Annotated in this window: 11 protein-coding genes; 6 read left to right on the forward strand and 5 right to left on the reverse strand. The window is 67.6% G+C overall.

All coding sequences use genetic code 11. From position 1 onward, the window contains the following. Both H7X47_RS08430 and H7X47_RS08435 read left to right on the forward strand, forming a co-directional pair. On the forward strand, positions 1 to 1,646 hold a 1,646-nt coding region (locus H7X47_RS08430), incomplete at its 5' end, for a glycine cleavage T C-terminal barrel domain-containing protein (RefSeq protein WP_319633562.1). Then, positions 1,643 to 2,278, forward strand: a complete 636-nt coding sequence (locus tag H7X47_RS08435; RefSeq protein ID WP_193368220.1) for a sarcosine oxidase subunit gamma — start codon at positions 1,643 to 1,645, stop codon at positions 2,276 to 2,278. The genes H7X47_RS08430 and H7X47_RS08435, both read left to right, overlap by 4 nt. Before the next feature lie 33 nt (positions 2,279 to 2,311). On the opposite strand, the gene H7X47_RS08440 is transcribed toward H7X47_RS08435, so the two are convergent. Further along, on the reverse strand, positions 2,312 to 2,632 hold the full coding sequence (locus H7X47_RS08440; protein ID WP_193368221.1) for a c-type cytochrome: 321 nt from the start codon (positions 2,630 to 2,632) through the stop codon (positions 2,312 to 2,314). A 226-nt stretch (positions 2,633 to 2,858) separates the two neighbouring features. Between H7X47_RS08440 and H7X47_RS08445 the strand changes: the two genes are divergently transcribed. Continuing rightward, positions 2,859 to 3,884: a methionine synthase gene (locus H7X47_RS08445; RefSeq protein WP_193368222.1), complete on the forward strand. Its 1,026-nt coding sequence runs from the start codon at positions 2,859 to 2,861 to the stop codon at positions 3,882 to 3,884. Positions 3,885 to 3,893: 9 nt separating this feature from the next. On the opposite strand, the gene H7X47_RS08450 is transcribed toward H7X47_RS08445, so the two are convergent. Further along, positions 3,894 to 5,495 (reverse strand): trimethylamine methyltransferase family protein, encoded by a 1,602-nt coding sequence (locus H7X47_RS08450; protein WP_322096462.1) that lies wholly within the window; start codon positions 5,493 to 5,495, stop codon positions 3,894 to 3,896. Positions 5,496 to 5,875: 380 nt separating this feature from the next. Here H7X47_RS08450 and H7X47_RS08455 point away from each other — a divergent pair, with 380 nt between their 5' ends. The 3 genes from H7X47_RS08455 to H7X47_RS08465 all read left to right on the forward strand — a co-directional run bounded on the left by H7X47_RS08455 (position 5,876) and on the right by H7X47_RS08465 (position 10,702). Then, a complete protein-coding gene (locus tag H7X47_RS08455) occupies positions 5,876 to 8,443 on the forward strand; it encodes a GcvT family protein (protein WP_193368223.1) in 2,568 nt (855 codons plus the stop codon). Between the two features lie 190 nt (positions 8,444 to 8,633). Further along, the gene (bmt, locus tag H7X47_RS08460) at positions 8,634 to 9,695 is read left to right on the forward strand and encodes a betaine--homocysteine S-methyltransferase (RefSeq protein ID WP_193368224.1); all 1,062 of its coding nucleotides are present in this window, start codon (positions 8,634 to 8,636) and stop codon (positions 9,693 to 9,695) included. A 5-nt stretch (positions 9,696 to 9,700) separates the two neighbouring features. Further along, positions 9,701 to 10,702, forward strand: coding sequence for an isopenicillin N synthase family dioxygenase (locus H7X47_RS08465; protein ID WP_193368225.1), 1,002 nt, complete (start codon positions 9,701 to 9,703; stop codon positions 10,700 to 10,702). 115 nt (positions 10,703 to 10,817) lie between these two features. On the opposite strand, the gene H7X47_RS08470 is transcribed toward H7X47_RS08465, so the two are convergent. Genes H7X47_RS08470 through choW form a run of 3 tightly spaced genes read right to left on the reverse strand, consistent with a single transcriptional unit; the run spans position 10,818 to position 13,609 of the window. Further along, complete coding sequence (locus H7X47_RS08470; RefSeq protein ID WP_319633563.1) at positions 10,818 to 11,537, reverse strand: HAD family hydrolase; 720 nt, start codon at positions 11,535 to 11,537, stop codon at positions 10,818 to 10,820. Continuing rightward, positions 11,534 to 12,757, reverse strand: a complete 1,224-nt coding sequence (choV, locus tag H7X47_RS08475) for a choline ABC transporter ATP-binding protein (protein ID WP_322096463.1) — start codon at positions 12,755 to 12,757, stop codon at positions 11,534 to 11,536. The genes H7X47_RS08470 and choV overlap by 4 nt, the downstream gene beginning before the upstream one ends. Positions 12,758 to 12,760: 3 nt before the next feature. Continuing rightward, positions 12,761 to 13,609 (reverse strand): choline ABC transporter permease subunit, encoded by an 849-nt coding sequence (gene choW, locus H7X47_RS08480; protein ID WP_193368226.1) that lies wholly within the window; start codon positions 13,607 to 13,609, stop codon positions 12,761 to 12,763. Between the last annotated feature and the right edge of the window lie 18 nt (positions 13,610 to 13,627).

Genomic DNA, 13,627 nt, shown 5'->3' on the forward strand with positions numbered 1-13,627 from the left:
CGGGCCGGGGCCCCTCGGCCCGCGGGGGCGGCCGGGGGGAGGGGGCGGAGGCGGGGGCGGCGCCGCCCGCCGACAGCGGTTTCTCCGCCGCCGGCGGCGAAGCGGCACGGGTGGACGCCCCAGATGCGGACGATAGGGATTTCCTGCCCGGCCGCTGGCTGTGGCTGATCCCCGGCGAGCATCCGCTGGGCCACAAGGCCAAGCACTTCGTCGATCAGCAGAACGACGTCACCGCCGCCGACCTGAAGCTGGCTTTGCGCGAAGGCTATAGCTCCATCGAGCACGTGAAGCGCTACACCACCACCGGCATGGCCACCGACCAGGGCAAGATGGGCAACGTCAACGCCATCGGCATCGTCGCCGAAACGGTCGATAGACATCTGCCGGACGTGGGCGTCACCACCTTCCGCCCGCCCTACACGCCGGTCACTTTCGGCGCTTTCGCCGGGCGTGACGTCGACGACCTGCTGGACCCGGTCCGCCGCACGCCGATGCACGCCTGGCACGAGCGCACCGGCGCCCTCTTCGAGGACGTCGGCCAGTGGCGCCGCGCCTGGTACTATCCGCAGGAGGGCGAAGACATCCACGCCGCGGTAAACCGCGAGGTGAAGGCGGTGCGCGACTCGCTGGGCATCCTCGACGCCACCACGCTCGGCAAGATCGATATCCAGGGGCCCGACGCCGCCGAGTTCCTGAACCGCGTCTACACCAATGCCTGGCTGAAGCTCGCCGTGGGGCGCTGCCGCTACGGCCTGATGCTGAAGGAAGACGGCATGGTGATGGACGACGGCGTCACCACGCGCCTGGGCGAGCAGCACTACCTGATGACCACGACGACCGGCAACGCCGCCGCCGTAATGGCCCACCTGGAGGACTACCTGCAGACCGAGTGGCCGGACCTGAAGGTCTACCTGACCTCGGTGACCGAGCAGTTCGCGACCATGACGATCTCCGGGCCCAACGCGCGCAACCTGCTGGGCGAGCTGACCGACGCCGACATCTCGCCCGAGGCGCTGCCGCACATGGGCTATACGTCGGGCAGGGTGGCGGGCGTGCCGGCGCGCATCTTCCGCATCTCCTTCACCGGCGAGTGTTCCTTCGAGATCAACGTGCCGGCCTCCTTCGGCATGGCGGTCTGGCAGACCCTGATGACGGCAGGCGAGCGTTACGGCATCACCCCCTACGGCACCGAGGCCATGCACGTGCTGCGCGCCGAGAAGGGCTATATCATCGTCGGCCAGGAGACCGACGGCTCGGTGACGCCGCTGGACCTCGACATGGACTGGATCGTCTCCAAGACCAAGGACTTCGTCGGCAAGCGCTCCCTCACCCGCGCGGACATGGCGAATCCCGAGCGCAAGCAACTCGTCGGCCTGCTGACCAAGGACCCGCAGGAGGTGCTGCCCGAGGGCGCGCAGCTGGTCGATCAGGTGCTGCCCAACCCGCCCATGCCGATGCTGGGCCACGTGACCTCCAGCTACTACTCGCCGAACTGCGGGCGCTCCATCGCCCTGGCGCTGATCAAGGGCGGCCTTGCCAAGAAGGGCGAGACCATCTTCGCGCCGCTGGCCGACGGCAAGGTGGTGCCCTGCATCATCGCCGAGAGCCCCGTGTTCTTCGACCCGGAAGGGGAGCGCCTGAAATGATCGATTCCTATCTGCGACAGAGCGCCCTCGACCATCTGGGCCTCGCCGGGCGGACCAGCGAGGAACCAGAGAAGGCCGCAGTACGCCTGGGCGAGAAGCTGCTGCCCGCCGCCGTCAACCTGCGCGGCGACGTTGCCGACCCGGCTTTCGTCGCCGCGCTGCGCGAGGCCCTGGGCGTCGAGCCGCCGAGCGCCCCCAACACCGTCGCCACGAACGGTGAAGTCGCCCTGCTGTGGCTGGGGCCGGACGAGTGGCTGGCGCTGCAGCACGGCGCGGCGCCGGAGGCCGAAGCCCAGATGGCGGCCAAGCTGCGCGACGCCCTGGGCGACCTCCATGCGGCGACGACCGAAGTCGGCGAGCAGTACGTCTGCATTCACCTCGCCGGCCCCAAGGCCCGCGAGGTGATCGAGAAAGGCTGCCCGCTGGACCTGCACCCCCGCGCCTTCGGCGGGGTCGGACACTGTGCCCAGAGCCATCTGTCGAAGGCGACGATCCTGCTGCATCAGGTGAGCCCAGGCGAAGACGGGGAGCCGGCCTTCGACCTCTACACCCGGCGCTCCTTCGCCGACTATCTCTGGCGTTGGCTGGAAGACGCGGCGGGCGAATACGGCGTGGCGATCGTGGCGCCGTAGGTTAGAAACAGAGCGGTGCGCTCACCTCGCGGATCATCGCAAGCTCTGGAAGTAAGTCACCAGATCGGTGATTTCCTGGTCGCTGAGCGAAAAGTTCGGCATCGCCTGGTGCGGCACCGACAGCCAGGTCCTTAGCCATTCTTCGGATCGTTCCCTTTCCTTGGCGATACGCTCGAAGGAGGGAACCTGGTCGCTGCCGCCCTCACCCGGGGCAACAGCATGGCAGGCGGCGCACCATTGCTCCGCCAGGGCCCTGCCCGCGGCGGCGTCCTGGGCCATCGACGGTGAGCTGAGGCCGACCAGCAGTAAGCCGACCGTGAGAGCGGGCAGTCTGCCGTGAGGTCTTGCTTTCATCCTTTTCACCTTCCTTCCACCCCTGGGTCCGCCGCAGGTGCAACCTCCTCCTGCTCAGCGGATATTCTGTATCTTAAACACTCCGGCGGACCTTGGCCTCAGTCAAGCCGGTCTTCCCTGGCCTTGCCGAGAACGGCTCAGAAGCATTTTGCCGGAACAGCGGAGAGGGCTACACTGCCGCCAAGCCGCACGATCGCGGAAAGAACAGCTTGAGCGGGAGGATGCGATGATTCCGACGACCGTGGCAGGCAGCCTGCCAAAACCCGACTGGCTGGCCGAGCCGGAGAAGCTCTGGGCCCCCTGGCGGCTCGAGGGCGACGAGCTGCTGGAGGGCCAGAAGAAATCGGCGCTCGCCTGGCTGCGCTTCCAAGAGGAGGCGGGCATCGACATCGTCAGCGACGGCGAGCAGTTCCGCAAGCACTTCGTCCACGGCTTCCTGGAGCACATTGAGGGCATCGATTGGCAGCGCATCACCACCATGGGCATCCGCAACGACCGTTACGACGCCCAGGTGCCCACGGTAACGCAGGCGGTGCGCCGGCCGCTACCGGTTCACGTTGAGAGCGCCAAGTTCTGCCGCGCCAACACCGCGAACCGCCTCAAGTTCACCCTACCCGGCCCGATGACCATCTGCGACACCATCGCCGACGCCTACTACGGTGACCGTCCCAAGATGGCCATGGCCTTCGCCGAGCTGCTGAACGACGAAGCCCGGGAGCTGGAAGCCGCCGGGGTCGACGTCATCCAGTTCGACGAGCCGGCCTTCAACGCCTTTACCAAGGAGGCCGCGACCTGGGGTGTCGACTGCCTGAACCGCGCCATCGATGGCCTCTCCTGCACGACGGCGGTGCACATCTGCTACGGCTACGGCATCCAGGAGAACATCGACTGGAAAAAGACGCTCGGCAATGAATGGCGCCAGTACGAAGAGTTCTTCCCGGCGCTCAACGAGTGCAACATCCAGCAGGTTTCGCTGGAATGCGCACACTCGCACGTTCCGCTGTCACTGATCAGCCTGCTGCCGAACAAGGTCGTCCTGGTCGGCGCCATCGACGTGGCCAGCCTCGAGGTCGAGACGCCGGAGGAAGTGGCCGCCACCCTGCGTGCGGCGCTGGACTTCGTCGACGCCGAACGCATGGTCGCCTGCACCAACTGCGGGCTCGCCCCCCTGCCGGTGGCGGTCGCCGAGGGCAAGCTGAAGGCCCTGGGCGCCGGGGCGGAGCTGCTGCGCCAGGAACTGGGGGCCGGCTGACCGCACCCCTTAGGAGAAGGCGTCGGGCATGGAGTCCTTGCGCTCTTGGATGAAGGCCTTGAGCGCCTCATCGATGCCGGGGTCGATCGCCGGCGCCTCGTAGTTGGCCAGCATCTTCTTCCACAGGCCGTTGGCGCGCTGATAGGCGTCTTGGCCGCCTTCCGCTTCCCACTGCTCGAAGGAGTTGTTGTCGGCGATGGAGGAGCGGTAGAAGGCCGTCTCGAAGTTGGCGCGGGTATGGGCGCAGCCCAGGAAGTGGCTGCCCGGCCCGACCTCGCGGAGGGCGTCCATGGCCTGGCCGTTCTCAGTCATGTCGTAGCCGCCGCAGAAGGCCTGCATCATGCCGAGCTGGTCGGCGTCGATGACGAACTTCTCGTAGGAGGCCACCAGGCCGCCTTCCAGCCAGCCCGCCGCGTGAAGCACGAAGTTCACCCCGCCCAACACCGTGGGCAGCAAGGTCTGGGAGCTCTCGTGTGCGGCCTGGGCGTCGGGCACCTTGGAGCCGCAGAGCGAGCCGCCGGAGCGGAAGGGCACGCCCAGGCGCCGCGCCAGGGCCGCCATGCCGTAGAGCACCAGCGCGGGCTCCGGCGTGCCGAAGGTCGGCGCGCCCGACTGCATGGACATGGAGGAGGCGAAGCTGCCCAGCACCGCCGGCGCGCCCGGGCGCACCAGCTGGGTGAAGGCCAGGCCGGCCAGGGCCTCGGCCAGGGTCTGGGTCATCACGCCCAGCGCCGTCACCGGCGCCATGGCGCCGGCCAGGATGAAGGGGGTGACGATGCAGGCCTGGTTGTTGCGCGCATAGACCTTCAGGGCGCCCAGCATGGTGGCATCGAAGGTCAAGGGCGAGTTGGCGTTGATCAGGTTGATCATTACCGTGTTGTTCTCGACGAAGTCGTCGCCGAAAACCAGTTTGGCCATGGTGACGGAGTCCTCGGCGCGATCCGGCGCGGTCACCGAGCCCATGAAGGGCATATCGGAGTAGCGCAGGTGCGCGTAGACCATGTCCAGGTGGCGCTTGTTCACCGGAATGTCGACCGGCTCGCAGACCGTGCCGCCGGAGTGGTGCAGCGCCGGGGCCATGTAGGCCAGCTTCACGAAGTTCTGGAAGTCCTCGATGGTGGCGTAGCGCCGCCCGCCTTCCAGGTCACGCACGAAGGGCGGGCCGTAAACCGGGGCGAAGACCGTGGTGTTGCCGCCGATGACCACCGAGCGCTCGGGGTTGCGGGCGTGCTGGGTAAACTGCGCCGGGATGGTCTCGCAGAGCTTGCGGCAGAGGCCGCGCGGGAAGCGCACCCGCTCCCCGTCCACCTGGGCCCCGGCCTGCTTCCACAGCTCCAGCGCCTCCGGATCCTCGCGGAACTCGATGCCGATCTCCTCCAGCACCGTTTCGGCGTTGTGCTCGACCAGCGCCAGTCCTTCCTCGGAGAGCAGCTCACAGGGCGGCAGATGTCGCTCGATATAGCGGTTCTTCACCGCCGTGCCGCTGGTGCGCAGGGCGCGACGCGCACCGGCGCCGCCGCCGCCGCGTCCGCGACGCCCGCGGCCTTCCACGGCCTCGCCGCCGGTCTCGGCGGCGGGCATATCGCCCTCGGCTTCTACTGTGTTGGGCATGTCCTGGTCCCCACCATGAAGACATATGAAATCAATGGGGAATTATCCGGCTGCGGCCGGGCCGCGCTCTGTCGCAGCGGCGACTGCCACCGGTGAATCTGCGGCGTGCCAGGGGCCTCCCCCAGAGCCTCCGGCGGGACCCCGCGAGCCAAGGGTTTCCGCCCCTTGGCGGCAGGGGCCGGCAAGCGTCGCCGAAGGTCCCGGCGGGGTGTCGGAGATTCGACAAATGCAGTCGCGGAGACTGGGAGCGCCACGGGCCGCTTCGGGAAAGAATAGGCGCCTTGCCGGGGCGGGGTCGCTGCCCCGTTGAGAGGCGTTGGCGAGGCCGGCCCGAGAAGGGCCCGCGGGCGGCACATTTTTCTTAGTCGGAGACGGTAGTAATGGCGCAGTTCCACAAGAACGCGGACGTGGTGATCATCGGACAGGGCGGCATCGTCGGGGCCTCCGTTGCCCATCACCTGATCGAGCGGGGCTGGGACAACATCATCGGGATCGACAAGTCGGGCATCCCGACCGATATCGGCTCGACCGGTCATGCCTCGGACTTCTGCTTCAACACGATGCACGACCAGATCACCATCTTCACGACCAAGTACAGCATCGACTTCTTCGAGAAACGCGGCCGCTACGCGCGCATCGGCGGCATCGAGGTCGCCCGCAAGGGCGACGACGAACGGATGCGCGAACTCGAACGCCGGGTCAGTTCGGGTCGCGCCTTCGGCAACCGGGTCGAGATGATCACGGCGAAGAAGGTGAAGGAACTGATGCCGCTGGTCGACGAGGACGTCATCCAGGGTGCGCTGTGGGATCCGGACGCGGGCCTGGTGATCCCGCGCTCCCAGGTCGTCGCCGGCGAGATGATCCGCGAGGCCGAGGAAAGCGGCAAGCTGGAAACCATCGCCAACAATCCCTGCACCGGCCTGGACATCGAGAACGGCCGCATCAAGGGCGTCCACACCAAGCGCGGCTACATCGAGACGCCCTACGTCGTCGTCTGCGCCGGCCTCTGGGGCCGCCTGATCGCGGAGATGGCGGGCGAGGACCTGCCGGTCATGCCGGTCGACCACCCGCTGACCTTCTTCGGACCGTTCAACGAGTTCGAAGGCACCGGCAAGGAAATCGGCTATCCGCTGCTGCGCGACCAGGGCAACTCCGCCTATCTGCGCGATACCGGCGATCCCAAGTCGACCGAGGGCGGCCAGATCGAATGGGGCTATTACGAAGAGAAGGAGCCCCGCCTCTGCCATCCGCGCGACCTGCTGGAGAAGGAGGAGGCCCGCCTCTCCCCCTCCCAGCGCGACCTCGAGATGGAGCAGGTCATCGAGCCGATGGAGCGCGCGATGGAGCTGACCCCGATCCTCGGGGAACTCGGCTACAACGAGAAGCACTCCTTCAATGGGCTGCTGCAGGTGACCGCCGACGGCGGGCCCTCGATCGGCGAGTCGCCGGACGTGCGCGGCCTGTGGTACGGCGTCTCCGTCTGGATCAAGGACGGCCCCGGCACCGGCAAGCTGATCGCCGACTGGATGACCGACGGCCGGACCGAGATCGACCATCACGCCATCGACTACGCCCGCTACTATCCGATTCAGAAGTCGGAGAAATACATCTACGACCGCTGTTACGAGACGGCGTTCAAGATCTACAATCCGCCCGTCCACAACCGTGAGCCCTACTCCAAGGGCCGGAACCTGCGCTGTGCGCCCTTCTATCTGCGTGAGAAGGAACTGGGCGGCTATTTCATGGAGATCGCCGGCTGGGAACGGGCGCACGGCTACGCCTCCAACGAGGAAACCCTGCTGGCCAAGTACGCCGATCGCGTGCCGGAGCGCCAGAACGAGTGGGACAACCGCCATTTCTGGCGCGTCTCCAACGCCGAGCACCTGGAGCTCTCCGAGAACGTCGGCATGGTGAACCTGTCGCACTTCGCGATCTACGACGTCTCGGGCCGCGACGCGGAGCAGTTGATGGAGTATGTCTCCTCCTCCAAGGTCGCGGGCGACACACCGGTTGGCAAGGGCGTCTACACCAACTTCCTCGACTCGGCCGGCGGCGTGCAGGCGGACCTGACCGTCCTGCGCCTGGCCGAGGACCGCTTCCGCGTCATCGACGGCGGCGACGCCGGCAACCGGGACGCCACCTACCTGCGCCGCATGACGCAGGACAAGGAATGGTCGGTTTTTGTCGAGGACCGGACCGATCACTATGGCTGTATCGGCGTCTGGGGACCCAACGCCCGCGAGAACCTGAAGAAGCTGGCCGACGATCCGGCCGGCCTCGATCCGGAGAACTTCGCCTTCGGTGCCTGCAAGGACTTCACCCTGCGCGGCATTCCGGTGAAGGGCTTCCGCATTTCCTATGTCGGTGAGCAGGGCTGGGAGCTTCACTTCCCGCTCAGCTACGGCCTGGCGCTCTACGATATGTTCCTTGAGATCGGCATCACCCCGATCGGCGTCGAGACCTACGCCAACAGCCGCCGCCTGGAAAAGAGCCTGCGCCTGCAGAACGCGGACCTTTTGACCGACTACAACCTGGTCGAAGCCGGTCTCGCCCGTCCGAAGGTCAAGGCCGCCGACTTCCACGGCAAGGCCGCCTACCTGAAGCAGCGCGAACTCCCGCACCAGCCGGCGATGCTCTGCACGCTGACGGTGACGGACAATGTCGACAAGGACGGCGTGGCGCGCTTCATGATGGGCAACTGCCCGATCGTCGACCCCAAGACCAACGAGGTGCTGATCGATTCGCTCGGCCGGCGCTCCTTCACGACCAGCCTGGCCTACGGCCCCTCGGTCGGAAAGAACATCGCGCTGGGCTACCTGCCGCAGGACTACTGCGAGGAGGGCCGCAAGCTGGAGATCGAGTACTTCAATCAGAAGTTCCCGGTCCAGGTCGAGGCCGTCGGTATGAAGGCCCTCTACGACCCGGCCAACGAGCGGATGAAGTCGTAACCGGCGGTTACCCCACCCCCTCCCGAACCCTCCCCCATCAAGGGGGAGGGAGTGGTTGTGCGGCTCTCCCCGCAAGAGAGTTCCCTCCCCCCTTCGTGGGGGAGGGTTAGGGTGGGGGGCCCTTCTTGCCCTCCTCTCTCTCAAGGCCTATCGTCCGGCTCCGACCCTCAACAAGGACCTGTGCTGCTCTATGTCCGACCGCCTGACCGACCTGCTGAAGTCCCGCCCCTGGCTGCTGGCCGATGGAGCCACCGGCACCAACTTCTTCGCCATGGGCCTGCAGCACGGCGACGCGCCGGAGCTGTGGAACCTGGAGCGCCCGGACGACGTGGTGAAGCACTACCGCAGCTTCATCGACGCGGGCTCGGACATCGTCCTGACCAACACCTTCGGCGGCACCGCCAACCGGCTGAAGCTGCACAAGGCCGAGGACAGGGTCTTCGAGATCAACAAGGCCGCCGCCGAGCTGGCCCACCGCGCTGCGGATGAAGCCGGGCGCGAGGACGTCATCGTCGCCGGCTCCATGGGGCCGACCGGCGACCTCTTCGAGCCGCTGGGCCCGCTGACCATCGAGGCCGGCGCCAAGGCCTTTGAGGAACAGGCCAAGGGCCTGGCCGCCGGCGGCGCCGATGTCGCCTGGATAGAGACCATGTCCTCGGTCGACGAGGTGAAGGCCGCGGTCATGGGCGCCACGGCCGCCGGGCTGCCCTACGTGGTCACTCTCTCCTTCGACACCAACGGGCGCACCATGATGGGCGTGACCCCGGCGCAGCTCGCCCAACTGGCGCACGAGCTGCAGCCGCGCCCCCTCGCCTTCGGTGGTAACTGCGGCACCGGCGCCTCGGAGCTCATGGCCGCCCTCCTGAACCTGGAGAGCGCCAAGGCCGAGGGCGACGTGCTGGTCGCCAAGAGCAACTGCGGCATCCCGCAGTACGTCGACGGCGAGATCGAATACTCCGGCACGCCGGAGCTGATGGCCGACTACGCCCGCCTGGCGCTCGACGCCGGGGTGCGCATCATCGGCGGCTGCTGCGGCACCTCGCCGACCCATATCAAGGCCATGCGCGCGGCCCTGGAGAACCACGAGAAAGGTGAGGCGCCCGACATGGCCACCGTGGTCGCCAAGCTGGGCGAGATCTCCAAGGGCGCCGTGCAGCAACAAGGCGCCCCGCTGGGCGAGCTGCCCGCCGCCCCGGAAGGCCGGCGGCGCGGCGGACGCGCCGGGGGACGCCGGGCTCGGGCGGAAGGCTAGTCCCCATGACCGCCTCCCTGCCCGTCATCGACATGGCGCCGTTGTTCCGGCGCGACGAGGCGGCCGGGCGGGAAAGTGTCGCGCGGGAAATCGAGAGCGCCTGCCGGCGCTTCGGCTTCTTCTACGTCACCAGTCACGGCGTTACAGACGACATCCTGGCGCGGCTCGACACAGCGGCGCGCAAGTTCTTCGACCTCCCCGAAGAGGTGAAGCTGCGTATTCCCATGGCAAAGGGCGGGCGCGCCTGGCGCGGCTTCTTCCCGCTGGGCGGCGAGCTGACCTCCGGGCGGCCCGACGGCAAGGAAGGGCTCTACTTCGGCACGGAGCTGCCGGCGGACCACCCGCGCGTGAAGGCCGGCTGGCCGCTGCACGGCGCCAACCTCTGGCCGGAGGAGGTGCCGGAGCTGAAGCCCGCCGTCACCGACTACATGGCGGCGGCGGCGCGGGCGGCGCACCACCTGCTGGAGGGCGTGGCGCTCTCGCTCGGCCTGGAGGCCGATTACTTCGCGAAGCACTACACCGCCGATCCCACGGTACTGTTCCGCATCTTCCACTATCCGCCGACCCCGCCCGCCACCGACGGCGGCGAGAACTGGGGCGTCGGCGAGCACACCGACTATGGTCTGCTCACCCTGCTGGCGCAGGACCGCCACGGCGGCCTGCAGGTGAAGACCCCGGAGGGCTGGATCGCCGCCCCGCCCCTGCCCGGCACCCTGGTCTGCAACATCGGCGACATGCTCGACCGCCTCACCGGCGGCTGGTACCTCTCGACCCCGCACCGGGTGCGCAACGACAGCGGCGAGGAGCGCCTCTCCTTCCCCCTCTTCTTCGATCCCGACTTCGCCGCCGAGATGGTCCCCCTGCCGCCAGAGGCGGCGAAGGGTCAGGGCGCCAGCGTGCCGCGCTGGGACGACGCCGACCTGCAGGCCTTCACCGGCACCTACGGCGACTACCTGCTGAGCAAGGTGTCGAAAGTCTTTCCCGAACTGGGCGGGGACGTGCTGTAGGGCTGGCCACAAACCAAAACCGTCATGCTCGGACTTGATCCGAGCATCCATGTCGGTAGCGGGCCAGGTCGTACCATGGACCCTCGGGTCAAGCCCGAGGGTGACGTCCTGCGTTTCAGGCGCTTCTCTTCCCGGCCAGCGCGTCCAGCAGCGCTTCCAGTTCCAGGATGCTGTCCAGCACGTGGTGGGCGTGGGGGGCCAGGTCGTCGCGGCCGCCGGTGCCGGTGAGCACGCCGACCAGCAGGCCCGCCCCGGCGCTGCGGCCCATCTCCATGTCGTGGTGGCTGTCGCCGACCACGGCGACCGCATCGGGCGCGAGGCCCGTCGCCTCGCAGAAACCCGCCACCATGCCAGGGCCCGGCTTGGAGCCGTGGCCGCTGTCGAAGCCGGCGACGTAGGTGAAATGCTCGACGACACCGAAGGGCTCCAGGCTGGCGTAGGCGCTGTCCTCGCTGTCGTTGGTGGCGACGCCTAGGGCGAGGCCCCGGCCTTTCAGGGCTGCCAGCACCGCCTCCATGCCGGGCACGGCGACGGCGGTCGCGGCGCTGCTGGCCTCGAAGATCGCGGTGATGCGGTCTGTCAGATGGGCCGGGTCGGCGCCCAGCATCTCGGCCCAGGAGCCGGCGATGACGTCGTTGCTGGCGCTGACCAGCAGCGAGTTGGGCGCATGGGAGTCGGTCGCCGGGTCGTAGCCGCCGGCCTGCAGCAGACGCTCGGCCAGGGCCGCATCGCCGCCCGCCGCCTCCAGCGCCGCCAGCTTGTTCAGCGGCGCCCAGGTGGCGTCGTAGTCCAGCAGGGTGCCGTCCTTGTCGAAGAGGATGCCCTCTATTTTCACAGGCCGGTCTCCGGCGCTTTGTCGGCGACGCTGCTCTGGCGCAGGATGCCGGCGTAGATCTCCTCGTCGCCGCAGACGCCGACCAGCTTGCCGTCCTCCACCAGGGCCACCGGCTGGCCGGTCGCCTGGCGCAGCTCGATGGCGACGCGCATGGACATGTCGCAGGGCGCGGTGATCAGCGCCGTAGAGGGCAGCGCGGCGATGTCCATGCCCGGCTCGTAGGGCGTCAGGCGGCCGAGGTAGCCGTCCAGTGAGACCGACTCCGGGCTGCCGCTGCCGTTCAGCTTAACCCGCACACGACCGGCGCGGTCCAGCAGAACCTCGTCGTCCTCCCGCTTCAACTGCTCCAGCGGCGTCATGAGGGAGCCGCCGCGCAGCACGTTCAGCGGGTTCATGTGGGCGACGAACTCGGCCACGTATTCGTTGGCGGGCTCCAGCACGATGTGCTCCGGCGCGCCGTACTGCACGATGCGCCCGCCCTCCATGATGGCGATGTGGGTGCCCAGCTTCAGGGCCTCGTCCAGGTCGTGGCTGACGAAGATGATGGTCTTCTTCAGGCGCTGCTGCAGTTCCAGCAGCTCGTCCTGCAGGTGGTCGCGGATCAGCGGGTCGAGCGCCGAGAAGGGCTCGTCCATCAGCAGGATGTCCGCGTCGGTGGCGAAGGCGCGGGCCAGGCCGACACGCTGCTGCATGCCGCCGGAAAGCTCATGCGCGAACTTGTCCTTCCACTGGGAGAGGCCGACCAGCTCCAGCTTCTCCTCGACGATGGCCGCGCGCTCGGCCTTGTCCATGCCGCGCAGTTCCAGGCCCAGGCCGACGTTCTCCGCCACCGTGCGCCAGGGCAGCAGGGCGAACTGCTGAAACACCATGGCGACGCGGTTCATGCGCAGGTGGCGCAGAGTGCGGGCATCGCAGGAGGCAACGTCCACCAGGTTGTCGGTGTCGCGCACCAGGATCTTGCCGCGGGTCACCTTGTTGAGGCCGTTGACGGCGCGCAGCAGGGTCGACTTGCCGGAGCCGGAAAGCCCCATGAGGACACAGATCTCGCCTTCCTCGATGGTCAGCGAGGCCCCGGCCACGCCGATCACGTTGTCGGTCTTCGCCAGGATCTCGTCGCGCTCCGCGCCCTGGTCCAGCAGGGTCAGCGCCTTCTGCGGGTCCTTGCCGAAAATAATGTCGACGTTCTGGAAATCGACGACCTTCATTCCGCTTCCGGTCATCGCTCAGCGCTCCTTCTGGTTGAGGCCGCGCTGCTTGCAGATGCGGTCCAGCAGGATGGCGACGATGACGATGGCCAGCCCGGCCTCGAAACCGCGGGCGATGTTCACGGTATTGAGCGCGCGCACCACCGGCTTGCCCAGGCCGTCGGCGCCCACCAGGGCGGCGATAACCACCATGGAAAGCGACAGCATGATGCACTGGGTGAGGCCCGCCATAATCGTCGGTAGGGCGTGGGGCAACTCCACCTTCCACAGCAGCTGGCTCTTGGTGGCGCCGAAGGACTCCCCGGCCTCGTAGAGGTTCTTGGGCACCGAAGAGATGCCGAGGTAGGTGAGCCGGATCGGCGCCGGGATGGCGAAGATCACGGTGGAGATCAGGCCCGGCACCACGCCGAGGCCGAAGAGGATCAGCGTCGGGATCAGGTAGACGAAGGTGGGGATGGTCTGCATGAGGTCCAGCACCGGGCGGATGGCGGTGTAGAGCCAGGGCCGGTGCGCCGCGGCGATGCCGACGGGCACGCCGACAATCATGCAGGTCGCGGTGGCGAAGATCACCAGCGCCAGCGTCTCGATGGTCTCTTCCCAATAGCCGATGTTCACGATCAGCAGCAGCGACAGCACGATCCCGACCACCAGCCAGATCGAGCGGTGCAGCCAATAGGCGAAGGCACCGATGAGGGCGATCAGCAGCAGCCCCGGCACCGCCTGCAGGACATCGATCAGCCCCTCGATCAGGAAGCCCAGAACATCGGAGATGAAATTGAAGAACCAGGCGGCATGGTCATTCAGGAAATCGACGAAGTCGCTGATCCAGTTCCCGAGCGGAATCTTATAGTTCTCGATGAAGTCCATGACTGGGCCCCTTGTCCC

Source organism: Pelagibius marinus, from assembly GCF_014925385.1.
Taxonomy (GTDB): Bacteria; Pseudomonadota; Alphaproteobacteria; order Kiloniellales; family Kiloniellaceae; genus Pelagibius; species Pelagibius marinus.

Coding starts and splice junctions, on each gene's coding strand:
- H7X47_RS08440 (WP_193368221.1), bottom strand. CDS start 2,632: ATGAAAGCAAGACCTCACGGCAGACTGCCCGCTCTCACGGTCGGCTTA.
- H7X47_RS08450 (WP_322096462.1), bottom strand. CDS start 5,495: ATGCCCAACACAGTAGAAGCCGAGGGCGATATGCCCGCCGCCGAGACC.
- H7X47_RS08435 (WP_193368220.1), top strand. CDS start 1,643: ATGATCGATTCCTATCTGCGACAGAGCGCCCTCGACCATCTGGGCCTC.
- H7X47_RS08465 (WP_193368225.1), top strand. CDS start 9,701: ATGACCGCCTCCCTGCCCGTCATCGACATGGCGCCGTTGTTCCGGCGC.
- bmt (WP_193368224.1), top strand. CDS start 8,634: ATGTCCGACCGCCTGACCGACCTGCTGAAGTCCCGCCCCTGGCTGCTG.
- H7X47_RS08455 (WP_193368223.1), top strand. CDS start 5,876: ATGGCGCAGTTCCACAAGAACGCGGACGTGGTGATCATCGGACAGGGC.
- choW (WP_193368226.1), bottom strand. CDS start 13,609: ATGGACTTCATCGAGAACTATAAGATTCCGCTCGGGAACTGGATCAGC.
- H7X47_RS08445 (WP_193368222.1), top strand. CDS start 2,859: ATGATTCCGACGACCGTGGCAGGCAGCCTGCCAAAACCCGACTGGCTG.
- choV (WP_322096463.1), bottom strand. CDS start 12,757: ATGACCGGAAGCGGAATGAAGGTCGTCGATTTCCAGAACGTCGACATT.